Below are 20,232 nucleotides of genomic sequence, written 5' to 3'. Positions count from 1 at the left end.
CTGGGGGGCGGCGGGGAGGGTGGGGGAGGCTTGGCGCCAGGCCTGGGCCACCGAGTGTTCGGCGTGTTCGGGGGTGGTGCGGCCGACCATCTGGTCGAGGATCTGCTGGGAGGTGGGGCGGCGGGACGGGTCCTTGGAGAGGGTGGCGAGCACCAGGGAGTGCAGCGCGGGTTCCAGGCCGAAGAGGGACGGTTCGGCGTTGAGGATCTGGTACACCACGGCGGGCAGCGCCTCGGCGGCGAACGGGGGCCGGCCGCTGGCGGCGAAGGCGACCAGGCACCCCCAGGAGAAGACGTCGCACGCGGGGGACACCGGCTCGCCGCGCAGCGTCTCGGGGGCCATGTACCGGGGCGTGCCCATGAGCTGGCCGGTGCCGGTGAGACCGCTCAGGGTGTCCATGGCACGGGCGATGCCGAAGTCGATCACCCGGGGCCCCACGGGGGAGAGCAGCACGTTGGACGGCTTCAGGTCCCGGTGCACGATGCCCGCGCTGTGGATGGCGGTCAGCGCGGTCGCCACCCCGACGGCGAGCGCGTCCAGGCTGGACCCCCGCATCGGGCCGCCGCTGCGCACCGCGTGGTCCAGGTCGGGCCCGTCCACGAACTCGGTGACCACGTACAGCTGGTCCCCGTCCAGGTCGGCGTCCAGGACCGCCGCCGTGCAGAAGCGGCGGACCCGGCGCGCCGACTCGGCCTCCCGCCGGAAGCGGGTGCGGAACTGCTCGTGACGGCTGTACTCCGGGTTGATCACCTTGATGGCGACCCGCTGCCCGGTGCCGTCCAGCCCGAGGTAGACCGTGCCCATCCCACCCCGGCCCAGTCGGCCGACCACCTGGTATCGGCCGATCTGGGAGGGCTCACCCGGACTTAGGTTGTTCACCACGTCGCCTAACCGCTATGCACCTGTTCGCGAGTGCCTACCTTATCGAGCCAGGCCGCACCCGGACGGGCACTCATTCGGCCGCGACGGCCTCCGGCGCGCCGGCCGGTGCGGAGGACGTCCGCGCGGCGACCAGCACGGGCCGTTCCACCAGCCGTACGGACGCACAGTCGCCGGGCGCGAGCCGCACGGCGTCGTGCCCCGGCAGGTCGGCCAGGAACTCGGTCTCCCCGACCCGCAGCCGCAGCCGCACCGACGCGCCGCGGAACGAGGAGGACACCACCAGCGCCGGACCGTCGCCGGACGGCGTGACCAGCACGGTCTCCGGCCGCACCAGCACGTCGACGTCCGGCGTCGAGGGCACCGCGCCGTGCACCGGCAGCCGCTGGCCGAGCACCTCGACCTCCGTCCCCGACAGCCGCCCGGGCAGGTGGTTCATGGTGCCGACGAACTCCGCCACGAACGGCGTCGCGGGCGTGTCGTACACCTCGGCTGGGGTGCCGGACTGCTCCAGCCGCCCGTCCTTGAGGACGGCCACGTGGTCGGCGATCGACAGCGCCTCCTCCTGGTCGTGCGTCACGAAGATCGTCGTGATGCCCAGGTTCTGCTGCAGCCGCCGGATCTCCTCGCGCAGCGAGACCCGCACCTTGGCGTCCAGCGCCGACAGCGGCTCGTCCAGCAGCAGCACCCGCGGCTCCAGCGCCAGCGCCCGGGCCAGCGCGACCCGCTGCTGCTGCCCGCCGGACATCTGGTGCGGGTACCGGTCGCCGTGCACGGGCAGCCCGACCAGTTCCAGCAGCTCGGCGGCCCGCGCGTGCCGCTTGGCGGCGGGCACCTTGCGCACCCGCATGCCGAACGCCACGTTGTCGCGCGCGTTGAGGTTGGGGAACAGGCTGTAGGACTGGAACACCATCCCGGCGTCGCGCCGGTTGGCCGGCACGTGGGTGATGTCGTCGCCGTCGACGAGCACGGCCCCCTGGTCGGGGGTCTCGAAGCCCGCGACGCAGCGCAGCGCCGTCGTCTTGCCGCACCCGGACGGCCCGAGCAGGGCGATCAGCTCACCCGGCGCGACCGTCAGGTCCAGCCCGTCGAGGGCCGTGGTGGCGCCGAACGCGCGGCGCAGCCCCCGGAACTCCACCCGAGCCCCGTTCACGATTCGCTCCTTCTATTGGTTCCCGCGGTGGAAAGGACGAGCAGCAGCAGCCAGGTCAGCAGCAGGCTGAAGATGGACACGGCGACCGACATGGCGGCGTTCGACCCGGAGATGGTGACGATCCACACCGAGAACGGCTGGAAGCCGAGCAGCCGCGCCACCGTGTACTCGCCCAGCACCAGCGCCAGGGTGAGGAACGACGCGCTGGCGAGGCCGGACTTCAGGTTGGGTACGATGACCCGCAGCAGCACCTGCGGCCAGGACGCCCCGCAGTTGCGCGCGGCCTCCACCAGCGTGCGGACGTCCATCGCGCCGAGCCCGGCGTCCAGCGCGCGGTATACGAACGGCAGCGCCAGCACGACGTACGCGACGACCAGCACGACCGGGAACGTGGGGTTCTGGATCGCGATCATCGTCTGGTAGAACGGCGTGGTCGCGAGGTAGTCCGGCCCCCAGCGCAGCACGGTGCTGATCCCGGCCACGAAGGTGATGGGCGGCACCACCAGCGGCAGGGTGCACAGCACCTCCATCACCGGCCGCAGCCTCGGCGCGCTGAGCCGTACGGCCAGCATCGCGGGCAGCGTCAGGGCCAGCACCACCACGATGGTCGCGGCGGCCAGGCCGAGCGACAGCAGCAGGCTCGCGCCGAAGCCCTCGGCGTCGAAGATCTCCAGGTAGGCGTCCAGCGTGAACCCCTGGACGGGGTCGTTCACGGTGAACACGAACGAGGCCAGCAGCGGCACCACGAAGTACAGCGCGGCCAGCGCGAGCACGATGCCGCGCCAGACGCGCACCCGGCGGGGCCGCCCGCCCCGCCCGGCGGGGGCGGTGACCTCGGGCAGGACGGTGGGGGTCAGCGCAGCCATCGCGCGCTCCTGCGCTGGAGGGGAAGGTAGACGGCCATGACCAGGCCGGCCACCACGATCATGTCGAAGCTGAGGGCGAGCGCCACGTTCTCGTGGCCGATCAGCACGTTGCCGGTCAGGGCGTCCGCGATCTGCAGGGTGACCAGCGGCACCACCGTGCCCACCATGGCGGCGGCGGTGGCGTACGCGGCGAAGGCCCCGCCGAACAGCAGGACCACGCCGCCGAGCAGCGACGGGGTGAGCACCGGGATGCCGACGTACCGCCAGAACTGCCAGGCCGAGGCCCCGTTGTTGCGGGCCGCCTCGCGCCACTGGGGACGCAGGCCGTCCAGCGCGGGCACGACGACCAGCACCATCAGCGGGATGGAGAAGTAGAGGTACACCAGGGCGAGGCCCCAGAAGCTGTAGAGGCTCCAGCCGATGCCGTCCAGCCCGAGGCCGCGGGTCAGGACGCCGGAGTTGCCGAGGGTGGCGATCCAGGCGAAGGCCAGCGGGACGCCGCCGAAGTTGGCGAGCACCCCGGACGCGGTCAGCACGGCCTCGCGCAGCGCGCGGTGCCGGGAGGTCACGATGGCCTGGGCGAGGAACGTGCCGAGCACCGCGCCCACCACGGCGACCAGCGCGGACAGCTTGACGCTGCCGAGCAGGGAGGTGAGGTAGGCCCCCTGGAGGGACTCGGTGAGGTTGGCCGTGGTGAGGGAGCCCTCGGAGGTGAACGCCCCGCCGAGCAGGGCGACGGCCGGGATCCCGAAGGCGAGCCCGATGAAGATCAGTAGAGGGAGCGCGGCCGCCCAGCCGGGCGAGCGCGGGCGCCCCCGGCCGCCCCGGGCCGGTGTGGTCCGGGGCAGGCGGGCGGGCGCCGTCGAGGATGTCTCGGTCATGGCGTCGTTGCCGGGTGCGTCAAGATCAGCCGGAGACCGCGGCGCCCCAGCCGGTGGCCAGGACCTCCTTGGCCTTGGTGACCTGGGCGTCGGTCGGGAACTCGGGCGTGCCCTCGACCGCGGGCAGCTTGGCGACCAGCGCGGCGTCGGCCGTGCCGTCGGTCTGCATGGCGGGCAGCAGCACCGCGCGGGCGTAGCCCTTCAGCCACAGGTTCTGGCCCTCGGGGCTGTACAGGAACTCCTCCCACAGGCGCGCGGCGGCGGGGTGCGGGGCGTCCTTGTTGATCGCCTGGGCGTAGAACTGGGCGTACTTGCCGTCGCTCGGGACCGCGACCTTCCAGTCGACGCCCTTGCTGACGAACTCGTCGGTGTAGCCGGCGTTGAGGTAGTCCCAGTCGATGCTGATCGGGGTCTCGCCGCTCTGCACGGTGGCCGGGGTCGACTCGACGGGGTTGAAGTTGCCCGTGTCCTTCAGCTTCTTGAAGAAGTCGATGCCGGGCTGGATGTCGTCGAAGTTGCCGCCGTTGGCCAGCGACGCGGCGTACACGCCCGCGAACGCGGCGCCCGCCTTGGTGGGGTTGCCGTTCAGCGCGACCTTGCCCTTGTACTCGGGCTTGAGCAGGTCGGCGAAGGTCTGCGGGCAGTTCTCCACCTTCTTGGCGTCGCACCCGATGGAGACGTAGCCTCCGTAGTCGTTGTACCAGGTGCCGCTCGCGTCCTTCTGGCCCTCGGGGATCTTGTCCCAGCTCTGCACCTTGTACGGTGCGAACAGGCCTTCCGCCGCGCCGCTGAGCGCGAAGGCGGTGCCGAGGTCGAGGACGTCGGGGGCGCGGTCCTGGCCCTTGCGGGTCTTGACGGCGTTGATCTCGTCCTGGCTGGAACCGTCGGGGTTCTCGCTGTTGACCTTGATGCCGTACTTGGTGGAGAACGCCGAGATGATCTCGCCGTAGTTGGCCCAGTTCGGCGGGAGGGCGATGACGTTGAGCTGTCCCTCCTTCTTGGCCGCTTCGACCAGCTTGTCCAGGCCGCCGAGGTCGGCGGCGGAGGTGGCCGTCTTGGCGGCGGAGGCGGCGCCGCCGGCGTCACCGGAACCGGCGGTCGGGGCGGCGCCGCAGGCGGCACCAAGGGAAGTGGCGACGGTAAGGGCGGCCGCCAGGCCGACGATACGCGTACGGGGTGAATGCACGTTTAGCTCCCGCTATCTGATGGTATGGGGGAAAGTTACGCGACCCCGGACAATAAATAGTGTCTAGTCCGCTGCGTTCCGGTGTAGTTGTGTGAACGAACACTGATGTGATCGTCACAGTCAAGGCCGTGCCACGCATCCCTGCGATCACCAGGCACGTTACCGCAGCATGTCCGGCTCGTCCGGATTTGCCTCCGGGGTGCTGGGAACGTATGTTCGAACCAGCACCGCCCGTCTTCCCCCGGGTGTTCAGTTCCGAAGGCCCCAGGGAGAAGATCCGCCTTGAGCAGAATCTACGGCGATCCCATCGAGGTGTGGACGCGAGACGGCGAGCCCGCCCGCTTCGTCTGGCGGGACCGGCTGTACGTCGTGCGCCGCGTCCTCGACCACTGGGTGACCTCCCGCGAGTGGTGGCGGATCGCGGAGAGCGACCCCGGCGAGCGGCGTTTCTGGCGGGTCGAGGCCAGCCCCGGCGGCGACACCGGCACCTACGAGCTGCGGTTCGACACCGCGAGCGGGGGCTGGCTGATGCTGAGGGCGTGGGACTGATGTTCCCCCACCTGCACGTCGCCTCCGCCTACTCGCTGCGGTACGGCTCGGCGTTCCCCGCCGCCCTGGCGGCGCGCGCCGCGGCGCACGGCATGGACGTCCTCGCGCTGACCGACCGCGACGGCATGTACGGCGCGGTCAAACACGTCCAGGCGTGCGCCGAGGCGGGCCTGCGTCCCGTCGTCGGCGTCGACTTCGCGCTGGACCGGCCCGGCGAGGACGCCTGCCGGGTGACCGTCCTGGCCAGGGCCGCCGGGTGGGCCCACCTGTGCCGCCTTACCGCCGACGCCCACCGGGCGGGGGAGCGGGGCGAGCCCCGGGTGACCCGCGAGATGATCGCCCGGCACGCCGGCGAGCTGGTGGTCATGCTCGGCCCGAGGTCCGACGTGGGCCGGGCGGTGGCCGAGCGCCGCGACCGGCGGGCGCACGAGCTGCTCACGGACTGGCGGGCCGCCGTCCCCGACCTCGTGGTCGAGGTGGTCGACCACTACGGGCAGCGGGACACGAGCGTCGCCCGGCGCATGCTGGCCCTCGCCGGGCCGGCGGGCGTGCCGGCCGTGCTGACCAACGCGGTGCGCCACCTGGACCCGGGGGACTACCGGGTGGGGGACGTGCTGGACGCGGCGCGCAAGCTCGTGCCGCTGCACCCCCGGCACCTGGAGCACTCCGCCGCGCACGCCTACCTCAAGGACGGCAAGGAGATGGCGCTGATGGCGTCGCGCGTCTGCGGCGACGACGGCCGCGCGCGCGACCTGCTCGCCGCCACCCGCCGGGTCGCCGAGCGCTGCGTGCTGGACCCTCTGGAGGTCCTCGCGCTGGTCGGCGACCCGCAGCGGCTGCACCTGCCCGAGGTGGACGGCGACCCCGTGCCGCTGCTGCGCTCGCGCTGCGAGGAGAGGCTGGCGTGGCGCGGGATGGAACGATCCAGGGACGCCAGGGAGCGGCTGGAGGCGGAGCTGGCGGTGATCGAGCGGAAGCGGCTGTCCGGATATTTCATCGTCGTGGCCGGGATCACGGACATGATCCGCGAGATGGGCGTGCGCTGCGCCATCCGCGGCTCCGGCGCGGGCAGCCTCGTCACCCACCTGCTGCGCATCGGCGAGGTCAACCCCCTCGACCACGGCCTCCTCATGGAGCGCTTCCTGTGCGACAGCCGCCGAGGGCTGCCGGACATCGACGTGGACGTGGAGTCGGCGCGGCGGCTGGACTGCTACCGGGCCATCCTCGACCGGTACGGCGAGAGCCGCGTCGCGTGCGTGTCCATGATGGAGACCTACCGGGCCCGCAGCGCCATCCGCGACGTCGGGGCCGCCATGGGCCTGCCGCCGCACGAGATCGACACCATCGCCAAGGCGTTCCCGCACGTCCGGGCCCGGCAGATCCGCACCGCCCTGACGGATCTGCCGGAACTGCGCGGCAGCGGCCTGAACGACCGGGCCCTGACCACCATGTTCCGGCTGGCGGAGAAGCTCGACGGCCTGCCCCGGCACATCGCCCTGCACCCCTGCGGCGTCCTGGTCGGCAACGCCGGGCTGCGCGACCGCACGCCGGTGGAGCGCAGCCTGCTGGAGTTCCCCATGAGCCAGTTCGACAAGGACGACGTGGAGGAACTCGGCCTGCTCAAGCTGGACGTGCTCGGCGTGCGCATGCAGTCCGCCATGGCGTACACGCTGAGCGAGATCGAGCGGGTGGACGGCGTGGACGTCGACCTGGAGCGGGGCGTGCCCCGGGACGACACCCCCACCTACGACATGATCCGCACCGGGCGCACGCTCGGCTGCTTCCAGATCGAGTCCCCCGGCCAGCGCGAACTGGTCGCCAAGCTGGAACCCCGGGTGCTGCACGACCTGATCGTGGACATCTCGCTGTTCCGCCCCGGACCGGTCAACTCCGACATGGTGACCCCCTACCTGGAGGCCCGGCACGGCTGGCGCGAGCCGTCCTACCCCCACCCCCGGCTGCGCGACGCGCTGGCCGAGACGCACGGCGTGGTCGTCTTCCACGAGCAGGTGCTGCGCATCATCGACGTCATGACCGGCTGCGGCCTGTCGGAGGCCGAGAGCATCCGCCGCAAGCTGGGCGACTCCTCCGCCAGGGCGGGGGTCATGGTGTGGTGGGAGAGCAACGTGCTGCCCGAGTACGACCGCGCCACCACCGACCACGCCTGGCACATCCTCGACGCCTTCGGCTCCTTCGGCTTCTGCAAGGCCCACGCCGCCGCGTTCGCCCTGCCCACCTACCAGTCGGCCTGGCTCAAACGCCACCACACCGCCGCGTTCTTCGCCGGCGTCCTCACCCACGAGCCCGGCATGTACCCGAGCCGCGTCCTGCTGGACGACGCCCGCCGCTCCGGCGTCGCCATCCTCCCCCTGGACGTCAACCACTCCGCCCGCCACTGGCGCGTCGAACGCCACCTCTCCCCGGTCCCCCCCGAGGGCCCGGCCGCGCCTGGGGACTCCGCCGCGCCTGGGGACTCCGCCAGGCCGGGGGGTTCCGTCACGTCCGGGGACTCCGCAGCGCCGCAGGCCTCAGGACCGTCCGAGGGCGACCTGGACCGCATCGGCCACGGCTACGGCCTGCGCGTCCCCCTCTCTTCGGTCAAAGGCATCAGCGAGGCCGAGATCGACCGCATGGTCGCCGGCCGCCCGTACACCTCCCTCGCCGACTTCTGGGCCCGCGCCCGCCCCTCCCGCCCCGTCGCCGAGCGCATCGTGGAGGTCGGCGGCCTGGACGCACTGCACGACGTCCACCCCGGCGGCCCCCGCTGGCGCCCCGGCAGGCTGACCCGCCGCGACCTGGTCGCCCACGTCGGCACCCTGGACCGCGCCTCCGCCGCCGGCACCGTCACCGCCGCGCGGGCGGCGGCCGTGCAGATCCCCATGGCCTTCACCGAGCGCATCGAACCCGGCGAGTTCCCCGAGATGACCGAGGCCGAGGCCGTCCAGGCGGAGCTGGAGATCCTCGGCATGGACGTCAGCCACCACATCCTGGCGTTCCACCGCGAGCTCCTGGACGCCGCCGGCGTCGTCAGGTCCCACGAACTGCCCGGCATGCGCAACGGCGCCGAGATCCTGGTGGCCGGCGTCAAGGTCGCCACCCAGACCCCCGCCGTCCGCTCCGGCCAGCGCGTCATCTTCACCACCCTGGACGACTCCACCGGCCCCATCGACTTGACCTTCTTCGAGTCCGTCCAGGGCCACTGCGCCGCCACCGTCTTCAGCTCCTGGCTCCTGCTCGCCAAGGGCGTCGTCCGCCGCGTGGGCCGCGCCGTCACCCTGCGCGCCCTGGACTGCTGGAACCTCGTGGACCTCGACGAACTCTGGCGCACCCAAGGCCCCGAAAACCTACGCGACCTCCTCCTCACCCCCCGCCCCACCACCCCAGGCGTCACCGCCACCCCCCTCAAGTACGCCAACGGCTACCGCATCTCCCCCTACGCCGACAACGGCCCCCCCGCCGGCATCCGCACCCCCCCGAAGAAGCTCTGGCACACCAGCCCCGGCAGCTCGGGCCCAACAGGCCGGTAGCCATTGCATGCTAAATTGCATGCAGTCCGCATGCTAGGGTGGTGGTATGGGAACCATGCAGATACGCGACGTCCCGGACGCGACCGAACGAACCCTCAAGGCCCGGGCGGAGCGTGAAGGCAAGTCGCTGACGGCTTATGTGCGGGACCTGCTGAATGAGGAAGCGGCCACTCCGACGCTGGACGAGGTGATGGCCAGGATCGCCGCTGATGAGCCGGTGCCATATGACCCGGACTTCGTTCGCGAGACGATGCGTGAGGGCCGTCGGTGACCCTTGTCGTAGACGCCTCCATCGTCTTCCGTCTTCTGGCCAACGTGAAGGGTGATGATCTTCTTCGCCAACGGCTCACCCGTAAGCTGCATGCTCCGGCATTGATCGACGTCGAGATCGCTTCAGTCGTGCGCGGGCACGTCATCACGAGCAAGCCCGAGGTGCGTATCACCGAGACGCGCGCTCGCACGATGCTGGACCGGTACGCGCAGCTCAAGATTGTCCGGCACTCGATGCTCCAATTGCAGCCACGGGTGTTGGAGCTCCGCAACAACCTCAACGCCTACGACGGCATGTACGTGGCGCTCGCCGAGCTGCTGGAGGTGCCGTTGCTCACCGACGACGCCAAATTCGCCGGTGCGACAGGGCACCGAGCGGAGATACATCGCTACCCACCACCGTTGACGTAGTACCCGCGCGGCGAATCTCTTTGCGGATTCCGTGCCATCGCAGCAGGTCGGACAATTCAAATAAATCACAATCGGCTAGCCCTGCCCGGAACGTATGGGCATGCATGGTTTCCTGATGCTTGTGGCGGAGGACGTGGGTACGGTGGTCGCCGGGCGGTATCGGCTGGTGCGGCTGCTCGGTGAAGGTGGGATGGGGTCCGCGTGGCAGGCCGTGGACGAGCGGTTGCGGCGGAATGTGGCGATCAAGCAGTTGAGGATGCCGCCGGGGATGCGGCAGGAGGCGCGGGACCAGCTGGTGGCGCGGGTGGAGCGTGAGGCGCAGGCGGCCGGCGGGCTGCGTCATCGCGGGATCATCACGGTGTACGACCAGATCACCGACGAGCGGGGGCTGCCCTGGATCGTCATGGAGCTCATCTCGGGCCGCTCCCTGAACGAGCTGGTGGACGAGGGCGGGCGGCTGTCCCTGGAGTGGGTCGCGCGCATCGGCGCCGAGGTGGCGTCCGCGCTGGCCGCCGCGCACGCCGCGGGCATCGTACACCGCGACGTCAAACCAGCCAACATCCTGCTCGAAGGCGACCGTGTCGTGCTCACCGACTTCGGCATCGCCTCGCTGGAGGGCGACACCACGCTCACCCCCACCGGGGTCGTCATCGGCACCCCCGCCTACATGGCCCCCGAGCAGATCGACGGCAAGGAGGCGACCGCCGCCTCCGACATGTGGTCCCTCGGCGCCACCCTCTACACGGCCGCCGAGGGCCGCCCGCCGTTCAGCGGCCCGACGACCGCCGCGCTGCTGATGGCGGTCAGCCGTGGCAAGCCCGCGCCGATGGTGCACGCTGGAGCGTTACAACCGTTGTTACGCGAGCTGATGAGCAAGAACCCCGACGCCCGTCCCACCGCCTCCCGCGCCGCCACCGCCCTGCTCCGGCCCGCCGCCGCGCCCACCAGGCCCCAGACCCGCAGACCCACCCGGTCCACGCGCCCGGCCCGTGAACCCCTCCGGATGCCGCCCCTGACCCGCCGGCGCCTGCTCATCGGCCTCGGCGCGGGTCTGGTCGGCGCCGTCCCCGTGGCCTACTTCCTCACCCGCGACGGGACTCCGAGCTGGGACGCTCCCACCTCGCTCGGCCCCGCGCTTCCCGGGCACGGCGAGGAGATCCTGACGCTGGGGTTCGGCTCCGACGGCGCGACCCTGGTGAGCGCCAGCGGCGACGACGTCGTGCGGTGGTGGAAGGCCGACACCCGCGCCCCCATCGGCCGGCCGCTGACCACCGGCGCCGGTTCCCTCTTCTCGATGGTGCTCAGCCACGACGCCACGTGCATGGCCGTCGCCGGCAACGAGGGGACGGGAGACGCCGCGGCCTACAAGTTGCGGTTGTGGGACATGACCACCCGCAAGGCCAAGGGCGAGATCTCCCTCCAGGATCCCGGTGACTACCCCCGGCAGATGGTGTTCAGCGCGGACGGCAAGACCCTGGCCGTGTTCCACCACTACGACTTCCAGATCCGTCTGTACGACACGGCGACCCTCAAGCAGCTCGCGGAGTTCGCGCGCAAGGGCAACGACGCCGACGGCATGGCGATGAGCCGGGACGGCAAGATGATCGCCACCTCCAGCGAGGTGGGCAACGCGAGTGAGCTGCAACTGTGGGACGTCACCACGCGCGTCCCGGTCGAGCCGGCCCTCAAGTACCCGAGGCGGACGTTCGCCCTCGGGTACAGCCCCGACGGCATGCTCCTCGCCGCCGGCGACGCCAACGGCACGGTGTCGCTGTGGGATCCGAACACCAGCACCCTGATCGGCTCGCTGCCCAGACGCCACGCGGGAAGCATCAACACGCTGGCCTTCAGCCGGGACGGCGCCGTCCTGGCCACCGGCGGCGCCGACAAGAAGGTCTGGCTGTGGGACGTGTCGTCCCGCCGGTCGTTCGCCAAAGCCATCGAGCAGTCCGACGGCATCACCGCGCTGGCCTTCAACCCCGGCGGCACCGTCCTCGCCGTCGGCGCCGCGGACGGGAAAGTCCAGCTGTGGCGGTCCTGAACGCCTTCTGACGCGGGTGAGGTGGCCGGGATGGCGGTGGGCGCCGAAGAACAGATGCGGGCCGGTATCCGGGCCAGGGTCGCGGGCGGCTTCTGGAAGATGTCCCCCTACGCGGTGCTGGCGGTGCTCTGCGCCAGTGCCCTCGGCCCGGTGGTGGCGGCCGGGGCCGGCGGGGCGGCCGTGGCCGGGCTCGGGCTGGCCGCCGGGGTCGGGACCAACCTGCTGAGCGAGATGGTCGGCAGGTCGGTCGAGGCGATGCGGCGGCGAGGACGGGAGCCGTCCGGCCCGGAGGTGGAGAGTGAGCTCGCCGGAAGGCTCACGGCGGCCCTCGAAGGAGTGGACGCGGCCGGGCTGCGGGCGGAGATCGCGGCGGTGCTGCGGGAGATCGGCGCGGCGGGGGTGGCCCTGGAGGCGGCGGTCGAGAGCGGCGACCAGGCGATCCAGCGGCAGATCACCTCGGCGTTCGCGGAGCTCGGAGAGGAGCTGGACGAGTTCCGGTTCCTGATCACCGGGGTCGGGGAGAAGGCGGCCGAGATCCAGGAGATCCTGCACCGGCAGGACGCCGAGCGCCGCTTCGACCGGGACCGGATGCGGGAGCAGTCGATGCAGCTCACGCTGATCCGCGAGGACCTCGCCGTCATCGGGCGGCGCCGCCGGGGGGAGCGGGCCGGGCCGCGTGCCGTCCGGGAGGGATGCCCGTACCGGGGGCTGCTTCCGTTCCAGGAAGACCACGCGGAGGTGTTCCACGGGCGCGAGCTGATGACCGCCAAGCTGCTCGGGAAGGTCGCGGAGCGGCTGGGACGGCCGAGCCTGGTGACGGTGACCGGGGCCTCGGGGGCGGGCAAGTCGTCGCTGATCCGCGCGGGGTTGCTGCCGGGGCTGGCCAAGGGGCTGCTGCCGGGGTCCGGGCGGTGGGCGAGCATCGTGGTCACCCCCGGGCGGGACCCGCTGGAGGAGCTCGCGGCCCACCTGTCGGCGCTCGGCGGGACGGACGCGGCGACGCTGGCGCGCTCGCTGGCCGGGGACCCCGGCCGCGCGCACCTAGCCGTACGGCAGGCCGTCCTGGCGCGGGGCGCCGACCGGCTGGTGATCGTGGTGGACCAGTTCGAGGAGATCTTCACCCTCGGCGGCGACGCCGGGCGGCGCGAGGCGTTCGTCACGGCGCTCGCCGCGGCCGCGTCCGTCCCGCCGGAGGACCCCGGGGCGCTGGTGGTCCTGGCGGTGCGGGGTGACTACGTCGACCGGTGCGCCGCCCATCCGGTGCTGGTCGAGGCCCTTCAGGAGGGCCAGTTCGTGGTCGGGCCGATGACCGGCGACGAACTGCGCCGCGCCGTCACCGGCCCGGCCGCGGCGGCGGGCCTGAAGATCGAGAACGGGCTGGCCGAGACCGTGCTGGCCGAGCTCGGAACCGAGGGGCGGGCGGCCGGGGTGCTGCCGCTGTTGTCCCAGGCCATGCTGCTGACCTGGGAGAACCGCGAGGGAGACCTGCTGACCCTGCGCGGGTACGGCAGGGCGGGCGGCGTCCGTCACGCCGTGCAGTCCAGCGCCGACGCCGTCTACGACGCCCTGCCGGCGCACCGCCAGGCCGTTGCCCGCGAGGTCTTCCAGCGCATGACCGTCGTCTCCGGCGACGGCCGCGCCACCCGCCGCCCGGTGGCCCGCGACGACCTGTACGGCCACGCCGCCCCCGGCCGCCGCGCCGACGTCGACGCGGTGCTGGAGGCGTTCACCGCCAAACGCCTCCTGGTCCTCGGCGACCGCGTCGCCGAGATCGCCCACGACGCGCTGCTGCACGCCTGGCCCCGCCTGCGCGGCTGGCTCCAGGAGGACCAGGCCGGCCAGATCCTCTACCACCAGTTCCTCGACGACGCCCGCGACTGGGCGGACCACGGCCGCGACCCGTCCTTCCTGTACCGGGGCACCCGCCTGGCGGCGGTCCGGCAGGAACGCGAGCGGTGGGCGGCCGCGCCGGAGAACTATCCGCCGCCGGCCGCGGTGCCGAGCGAGTTCCTGGGGATGAGCGAACGGGCCGAGGTCCAGCGGCAACGCAACCGCTGGCTGACGGTGGTGGCGCTCGTCCTGGCCCTCGTCGTCTCCCTCGCCGGGACGCTGGTCGCCACCAACGCCGCCGGCCGCGCGGGCGCGGAAAGCCTGCGTGCCCTGTCCCGGCAACTCGCCTCCGACAGCGCCTGGGTGGGGGCGTTCGACCCCGCGGCCTCCCAGCTCCTCGCCGTCGCCGCCTGGCGCACGGCCCCCACCGCCGAGGCCCGCCTCAGCCTGCTGAACGCCCTCGCCAGCCCGGCCCGCGGCGCGCTCACCGGCCACACCGGCGCCGTCAACGGCATCGTGTTCGGCCCCGACGGCCGGACCCTCGCCAGCACCGCCCAGGACGGCACGGTCCGCCTCTGGGACACGGCGGCCCGCCGCCCGCTGGGGCGGCCGATGGTCAGCAGATCCGGCACCGGCTACGACCTGGCCTTCAGTCCGGACGGACGCATGCTGGCCACCGCCGGACTCCCGCACATCCAGTTGTGGGACACCGCGACCCAGCGCCCTCTCGGCGAGCCGCTGTCCGGCCACGCGGACGCGGTGTACGAGGTGGCGTTCAGTCCCGACGGCCGGACCCTGGTCAGTGGCGGCAATGACGGCACCGCCCGGTTGTGGGACCCGGTGACCCGCCGCCCGATAGGTAAGCCCCTGACCGGTCACAAGGGGGGCGTGCATCCGTTCTTCAGCCCGGACGGGGGCGTGCTGGCCACCTACGGCGACGAGGACACCATCCGGTTGTGGCGGATGCCGTACGGCCGCCCCATCGGCCGTCCCCTCAACGGCCACACCGACGCCATCCAGCAGCTCGCGTTCAGCCCGGACGGAAGGCTCATGGCCACGGCCGGCAACGACACCACGATCCGGTTGTGGGACACGGCGACCGGCCGACCCTCCGGCACCCCGCTCGCCGGCCACGGCGCGGCCGTCTACCAGATGGCCTTCAGCCCGGACGGCCGCACGCTGGTCAGCGCCGACAGCGAAGGTGTCATCCGCCTGTGGGACCCCGCCGCCCGCCGCCTCATCGGTGAGCCGTCCATCGGTCACACCGGCGCCGTGCACGCCATGGCGATCAGCCCCGACGGCGCCACGCTGGCGACGTCCGGTGTGGACCACACGATCAGGCTGTGGGAGATGAGCACCGGCCGGTCGGTCAGCCGTCCCCTGGTCGGGCACACGGGCCCGGTGAACCGGGTGGTCTTCGGCCGGGACGGCACGCTCGCCAGCACGGGGGAGGACCGCACGATCCGGCTGTGGAAGGTCGCCACCGGGCGCCGGGTGGGGGAACCGGCCACCGGCTACCTCGGCACCGTGCAGGCCGTCGGGTTCAAGGACGGCAGGCTGCTCACCGCGGAGGAGTCCGGCGCCGTCGAATCGTGGGACCTCGCCACCGGCCGCTCGTCCGGCCGGATCACCCTGGGCGCCGGGGCCCTCCCCAGCGGCTTCGACGCCACCGGCACCGTGGTGGTCACCCTCGGCGGCTCGCAGCTCAGCGAGATCCGGCTGTGGGACACCGCCACGGGCCGGCCGATCGGACCGCCGATGACCGGTCACCGCGGAACGGTCATCCAGGTCGTCCTCAGCCCGGACCGCAAGCTCGTGGCCTCCCGCGGAGACGACAACACGGTCCGCGTCTGGGACACCGCCACCGGCCGTCCGGTCAACCCGCGGGTGCCGTACATCGCCGGGGCGTCCGACCCGATCGCCTTCGGCCCGGACGGCAGGACGCTGGCCGGTGGCGGCCGGGTGTCCCTGGTGGACGCGCGGTCGGGATGGCGGAGGGCCGGGCCGCTCATCGGAGCGGGAGGCGCCCCCGCCCCGCAGATCGCCTTCAACCGGACCGGGACGCGACTCGCCGCCGGGCAGGAGGACGGCACGGTGCGGTTGTGGGACCCGGCCACCGGCCGCGCGGTCGGGCCCCCGCTGACCGGTCACACCGGCACGGTGAACCACCTCGCGTTCAGTCCCGACGGGTCGAGACTGGCCAGCGCGGGGGAGGACGACGTCGTCCGGCTGTGGGACGCGGTCAACGGCCGGGCCGTGGGGCAACCGCTGATCGGCCACACCGAGCCGGTGTGGCAGGTCGCCTTCAGCCCGGACGGCTCGCTGCTCGCCAGCGGCGCTGCGGACGGCACGGTCCGGCTGTGGGACGTCGCCACCGGCCGTCCCGTCGGGGAACCCCGCGTCGGCCACACCGACGCGGTGTACCGGCTCCTGTTCAGCCCGGACGGGACCACGCTGGCCGGCGTCGGCAACGGCATCGCCTCGACGTGGGACGTCGCCGTGCCCGCCGACCCGGCCGCCGCCGTCTGCGCCATCGCCGGGCGCACCTTCACGCCGCAGGAATGGACGCACTACCTGCGCGACGAGCCGTACCGGAAGATCTGCTAGTCCCCGGCCGGGTAGGTGTGCCGGGGCAGCGCCCGCAAGGCCGGCAGCAGCTTGAGGCGCGGTGCCAGGCCGGAGGGGCGGGTGCTCCACTTGGCGACGGTGACCTCGCGGACCGTCGCGGCACACAGCACGGCGGCCAGGACCGCCACGGCCAGCTCCGTGGGGCCGAGGCCGGTCAGCGCGCGGCCCTGGGAGGTCTCGCCGATCGGCAGCCGTATCGCGATCAGGAACAGCGTGGCCAGCCAGCAGGCCCACCACGCGGCCAGCAGTGCCAGCCACGACCCGCGGCGGCTGTCCCGCACGCCGGTGGCGTCCGCGCGCAGGGAGTGCAGGAGCAGGGCCGGGGCGGCGAGGTTCAGCACGGGCACGAACCACGCGATGGCGATCATCCCGGGTGTGGCGCCGGCCCGGCGCAGCCAGCTGAAGTACGAGCATCCGGCGGCGATGGTGGCCGCCACCACCAGCAGCATCAGCACGGCGAACCACGTCACCGCGCCGACCATGGCCTGCGTCTCCGGGGCACGCGGATCTGTGCCGAGCACCGCGACCTGGTGGGCGAGCTGCCTGCCCCTGGCCTCCTCGAAGACGACCAGGCAGGCCAAGGTGGCGATCTGAGCGGCGAGCGCCAGGTAGACGCCCATCGCCGCCCTGCCCAGTGCGGACCGCGCGTAGCGCATGTCAATCTCCCCTCGGCATGCGCGGCACAGCCATCCGGCCCACGGTGACGTGACGCGACGCCTGCTCGGACTTGTATCCAGTCCGCGATCCCCCTAATCGACCCTCCGGCCCAGAAGATCCCCCTTATCCCGGACCCGTCCGGACATGCGGGTAAGCCGAGGGCGTAACCCCGCTGGAACCGCCGCCGACCTGGGCTAACACCTGGATTATTGATATTGGATATGGAATGCCCGATACCTGGCTCACTACCATGGGCCAAATGTTGATCCGGGCACACGTCAACGGAATCGGGCTCGCCTACTGGATGGAAGGCACGACCGGCTCACCCCTGGTCCTGCTGCACGGCCGCACCGCCACCCACGCCGACTGGGGCGACTCGATCGCCCGCTTCGCCGCCCGCCACCGCGTGTTCGCCGTGGACCTGCGCGGCCACGGCGCCAGCGAGTACGCCGGCGACTACCGCTTCCCGGTGATGGCCGAGGACGTCCGCGCCCTCCTGGACCACCTCAAACTCGACCGCGCCTCCGTCGTCGGCCACTCCCTGGGCGGCGTGGTCGCCTACCACCTCGCCATGACCCACCCCCACCGCCTGGACCGGATGGTCCTGGAAGACCCCCCGCCCCCCTTCCCGATGACCCGCCCCCCGGTCCAGGAAGACGATTCCAAGGGCTTCGACTGGCAGATGGTCCACCAGACCGAGAGCCAGTTCACCACCCCCGACCCCACCTGGCGAGACTCCCTCAAGCAGATAACCACCCCCACCCTCATCCTCTCCGGCGGCCCCAAAAGCCACGTAAGACCCGAACCCCTGGCCACCCTCATCCCCACCGCCCACCTACAAACCCTCGACACCGGCCACCTGATCCACACCACCGACCCAAATGGCTTCCACACCGCCGTAGACCCCTTCCTCCACCCCTGACCCCTCCACTTGGCCCCCTCCACTTGGGCCCCCCTCCACTTGGGCCCCCTCCATCCCTGACCCCCACCTGTCCCGCCGTCGCGCAGTCCGCAGGACGAGCCGTACGGCGCCGGCATCTCGTCGCCGCTCCCCGAGGAACACCTACCGGCGCCGGGTCGGCGAGTCGTGGTACGGCGAAGTCGGCGCCGCCGTGCGGCGATCAACCTGTGGTGGGTGCGGCGCCAGGTGAAATGGTCCTTGCCGGAGGGCGCGCTTCGCGCGGAAGCCGCAAGGGCTGTGCTCATGCGGGGGACACCCCCGCGCCCCCGGGCCTGCCGGGCTCACCCTGCTCCACCGCGACGCGTTCCGATGGGCCGGTTCCCCGCCGTACGGTGGCGCCGTGTTCGCCGTACCACGACTCGCCGACCCGGCGCCGGTAGGACGAGTTCCGATGAGGTGCTGGGGCTTCGGCGGCATCGCCGCATGACGAGCGACCCGCGACGTGCGCGGTGCCGGTAGGACGAGTCCCGATGAGGCGCCGGGGGCTTCGGGGGCATCGCCGCATGACGAGCGACCCGCGACGTGCGCGGTGCCGGTAGGACGAGTCCCGATGAGGCGCCGGGGGCTTCGGCGGCATCGCCGTACGACGAACGACCCGCGACGTGCGCGGGCGCCGCTGAAACGGTCGTCGTGGAGGGCGCGCTGCGCGCGGAAAGTCGCAAGGGCTGTCCTCATGCGGGGGACACCCCCGCACCCCCGGTCCTGCCGGGCCTCAGGGACCACCTGCCGATTGACCGTGAATCACGGGGATTTCCGCCACCCCGGTGTGCGGTCACGACGGCCGGGGTGGGGACCAGTCGACGGTGCGGCCCAGGTAGGCGGCCAGGCGGTCGGCAGGGGTGGCGGTGTCCAGGGGTGGGTGGGCGGGGGCGAAGGAGCCGCCGGGGGTGCGAGGGAGGTCGCCGTAGATCTCTACGACGGCCGGCAGTACGGCTTGTGCGACGTCTGGGGCGAGGTCGGCCGGGAGGCCGAGGGCCTTGGCCAGGTCCCAGCCGTGGACGAGCATTTCGATGGTCACCTGTTCGACCAGGCGCCAGCCGGGGGCGGGGCCGAAACGCTCCTGGAGCATGCCCGGACGCTCGAAGGCCGTGAGCGTCGCACGGGCGGCGGCGTGGAAGGCGCCGGCGGGGTCGTCGCCGAGGTGGTCGTCGGTGAAGTCGGAGCGCGGGGCACCTGTGGCCAGGCTCGTCCACAGCAGGTTCTCCCAGACCAGGTGGTCGAGCAGGGCGCGGACGTTCCAGTCGTCGCAGGGGGTCGGGTCGTCCATGCGATCGAGGGGGACGGCCACGACCAGTCGTCCGACCTCCGCGAGGACGCGCCGGCACCCGTCCAGCTTCAGGGCCGGATCCGTGCCGGTGACGTCGTCGTCCGCCATGCCGGCGACGCGGGCGGCGCGGGCACCCGGCTCGGGGTTCGACCGCAGGGCGGTCATCAGCCACTGGCCCGCCGCCGCCATGCTCGGCCGCACGGGCCAGCCGTTGATGACGCACATCAACTGCCAGTACCGCTCGGCGCGCGGGTCGGCGGCGAGTTCGAGCTGCTCCAGCAACCGGCGTCTCGGCTCGGCGCCGTCGCCGTCCGGCGCGTAGCCCGCGACGGCCTGAGTGGGGAGCCAGGCCGCGACGACCCTCGCCACGACGGGTTCAGCGGCCGCCGAGTCGGCGGCGAGCCCGGCCTCGGTCGCCGCCTTCACCTCACCCAGCCACATCTCGGTGACGTCTTCGACGGCACGCAGGTCGTCCTCGTCGTGCGTGCCGGGCGCGTGCCGGGCGGCGTACTCGGCCATGCGGCGCATCGCCGCGCGCAGCTGGGGATCGCCGAGGAGTCCGCCGAGCTCGATCCAGGCGTCGACCTGCTCCGACGTGGGGTTGTCCGGAAGGTCGGGCAACCCCGCGAGCAGCCCGTCTCGATACGTGGGCACGTCGAGATCCCCCACGACGTCGGCGACGAAGTCGCGGATCATCGCGTTGCGCTCGGCGGCGGACAGTCGTGCCAGCTTGGTCATGAAGAAAAGCTCCTCGGGAGTGGATTTACGCCTGGCGACGGACCGCAGCACCGCCTGCTGCCGCCGCAACGTACGGATGCGCACCTCCATGGCGTCCGCGTGGATGGCCGCGACCTCGGCAAGGTCGCGCCCGCGCTCGACGATCTCCCCGATGGCGGCCAAGCCGAGCCCGAGGTCGCGAAGGGTCCGCGCGAGCTCCACCCGGGCCACGGACTGACCGTCGAAGAGCCGGTAACCGGCCGTCGTACGTCCCGCCGCCGGTACCACGCCGACATCGGACCAGTGCCGGATCAGCTTCACCGACAACCCCGTCCGCTCCGCCAGCTCTCCGATGCTCAGCAACGCGTCCTCGTCGCCCCGCACGCGAAACACTCTCAGGTCTCCCACA

14 protein-coding genes are annotated in these 20,232 nt (G+C 72.4%); 7 read left to right on the top strand and 7 right to left on the bottom strand.

From position 1 onward, the window contains the following. From ACFP1K_RS34050 to ACFP1K_RS34030, 5 genes are all read right to left on the bottom strand, one after another. Nucleotides 1-831: serine/threonine-protein kinase (locus ACFP1K_RS34050; protein ID WP_380761211.1), on the bottom strand; the 831-nt coding region annotated here is incomplete at its 3' end. Between the two features lie 121 nt (nucleotides 832-952). After that, the gene (locus ACFP1K_RS34045) at nucleotides 953-2,032 is read right to left on the bottom strand and encodes an ABC transporter ATP-binding protein (RefSeq protein WP_380761207.1); all 1,080 of its coding nucleotides are present in this window, start codon (nucleotides 2,030-2,032) and stop codon (nucleotides 953-955) included. Continuing rightward, nucleotides 2,029-2,898, bottom strand: coding sequence for an ABC transporter permease (locus tag ACFP1K_RS34040; RefSeq protein ID WP_380761205.1), 870 nt, complete (start codon nucleotides 2,896-2,898; stop codon nucleotides 2,029-2,031). The genes ACFP1K_RS34045 and ACFP1K_RS34040 overlap by 4 nt, the downstream gene beginning before the upstream one ends. Then, entirely contained in the window at nucleotides 2,886-3,779 is an 894-nt protein-coding gene (locus tag ACFP1K_RS34035; protein ID WP_380761203.1) for an ABC transporter permease, read from the bottom strand. The genes ACFP1K_RS34040 and ACFP1K_RS34035 overlap by 13 nt, the downstream gene beginning before the upstream one ends. Nucleotides 3,780-3,804: 25 nt before the next feature. Then, nucleotides 3,805-4,965, bottom strand: coding sequence for an ABC transporter substrate-binding protein (locus tag ACFP1K_RS34030; RefSeq protein WP_380761201.1), 1,161 nt, complete (start codon nucleotides 4,963-4,965; stop codon nucleotides 3,805-3,807). Nucleotides 4,966-5,247: 282 nt separating this feature from the next. On the opposite strand from ACFP1K_RS34030, the gene ACFP1K_RS34025 reads away from it, so the two are divergent. The 6 genes from ACFP1K_RS34025 to ACFP1K_RS34000 all read left to right on the top strand — a co-directional run bounded on the left by ACFP1K_RS34025 (nucleotide 5,248) and on the right by ACFP1K_RS34000 (nucleotide 16,200). After that, complete coding sequence (locus ACFP1K_RS34025; protein WP_380761199.1) at nucleotides 5,248-5,514, top strand: DUF6504 family protein; 267 nt, start codon at nucleotides 5,248-5,250, stop codon at nucleotides 5,512-5,514. After that, nucleotides 5,514-9,041, top strand: a complete 3,528-nt coding sequence (locus ACFP1K_RS34020) for a DNA polymerase III subunit alpha (RefSeq protein ID WP_380761209.1) — start codon at nucleotides 5,514-5,516, stop codon at nucleotides 9,039-9,041. Before ACFP1K_RS34025 ends, ACFP1K_RS34020 begins: the two co-directional genes overlap by 1 nt. A 46-nt stretch (nucleotides 9,042-9,087) precedes the next feature. Continuing rightward, a complete protein-coding gene (locus ACFP1K_RS34015; protein ID WP_380761197.1) occupies nucleotides 9,088-9,312 on the top strand; it encodes a FitA-like ribbon-helix-helix domain-containing protein in 225 nt (74 codons plus the stop codon). Further along, the gene (locus tag ACFP1K_RS34010) at nucleotides 9,309-9,722 is read left to right on the top strand and encodes a type II toxin-antitoxin system VapC family toxin (RefSeq protein WP_380761195.1); all 414 of its coding nucleotides are present in this window, start codon (nucleotides 9,309-9,311) and stop codon (nucleotides 9,720-9,722) included. The genes ACFP1K_RS34015 and ACFP1K_RS34010 overlap by 4 nt, the downstream gene beginning before the upstream one ends. Nucleotides 9,723-9,837: 115 nt before the next feature. Continuing rightward, nucleotides 9,838-11,763 carry a WD40 repeat domain-containing serine/threonine protein kinase gene (locus ACFP1K_RS34005; RefSeq protein WP_380761193.1) on the top strand — a complete coding sequence of 642 codons (1,926 nt, stop codon included), beginning with the start codon at nucleotides 9,838-9,840 and terminating at the stop codon, nucleotides 11,761-11,763. A 30-nt stretch (nucleotides 11,764-11,793) separates the two neighbouring features. Continuing rightward, a complete protein-coding gene (locus tag ACFP1K_RS34000; protein ID WP_380761191.1) occupies nucleotides 11,794-16,200 on the top strand; it encodes an nSTAND1 domain-containing NTPase in 4,407 nt (1,468 codons plus the stop codon). Here the strand turns inward: ACFP1K_RS34000 and ACFP1K_RS33995 are convergent. Beyond that, nucleotides 16,197-16,877 carry a DUF4328 domain-containing protein gene (locus ACFP1K_RS33995; RefSeq protein WP_380761189.1) on the bottom strand — a complete coding sequence of 227 codons (681 nt, stop codon included), beginning with the start codon at nucleotides 16,875-16,877 and terminating at the stop codon, nucleotides 16,197-16,199. The genes ACFP1K_RS34000 and ACFP1K_RS33995 overlap by 4 nt on opposite strands. Before the next feature lie 260 nt (nucleotides 16,878-17,137). Here ACFP1K_RS33995 and ACFP1K_RS33990 point away from each other — a divergent pair, with 260 nt between their 5' ends. Beyond that, entirely contained in the window at nucleotides 17,138-17,800 is a 663-nt protein-coding gene (locus tag ACFP1K_RS33990) for an alpha/beta fold hydrolase (RefSeq protein ID WP_380761188.1), read from the top strand. Nucleotides 17,801-18,611: 811 nt separating this feature from the next. On the opposite strand, the gene ACFP1K_RS33985 is transcribed toward ACFP1K_RS33990, so the two are convergent. Beyond that, nucleotides 18,612-20,207: a TIGR03086 family metal-binding protein gene (locus ACFP1K_RS33985; RefSeq protein ID WP_380761186.1), complete on the bottom strand. Its 1,596-nt coding sequence runs from the start codon at nucleotides 20,205-20,207 to the stop codon at nucleotides 18,612-18,614. Between the last annotated feature and the right edge of the window lie 25 nt (nucleotides 20,208-20,232).

The sequence above is a fragment of the Sphaerisporangium aureirubrum genome (assembly GCF_042658925.1).
GTDB classification, from domain to species: Bacteria; Actinomycetota; Actinomycetes; order Streptosporangiales; family Streptosporangiaceae; genus Sphaerisporangium; species Sphaerisporangium aureirubrum.
Note: the sequence above shows the minus strand (reverse complement) of the source record. Positions and strands in the feature narration are given on the sequence as shown.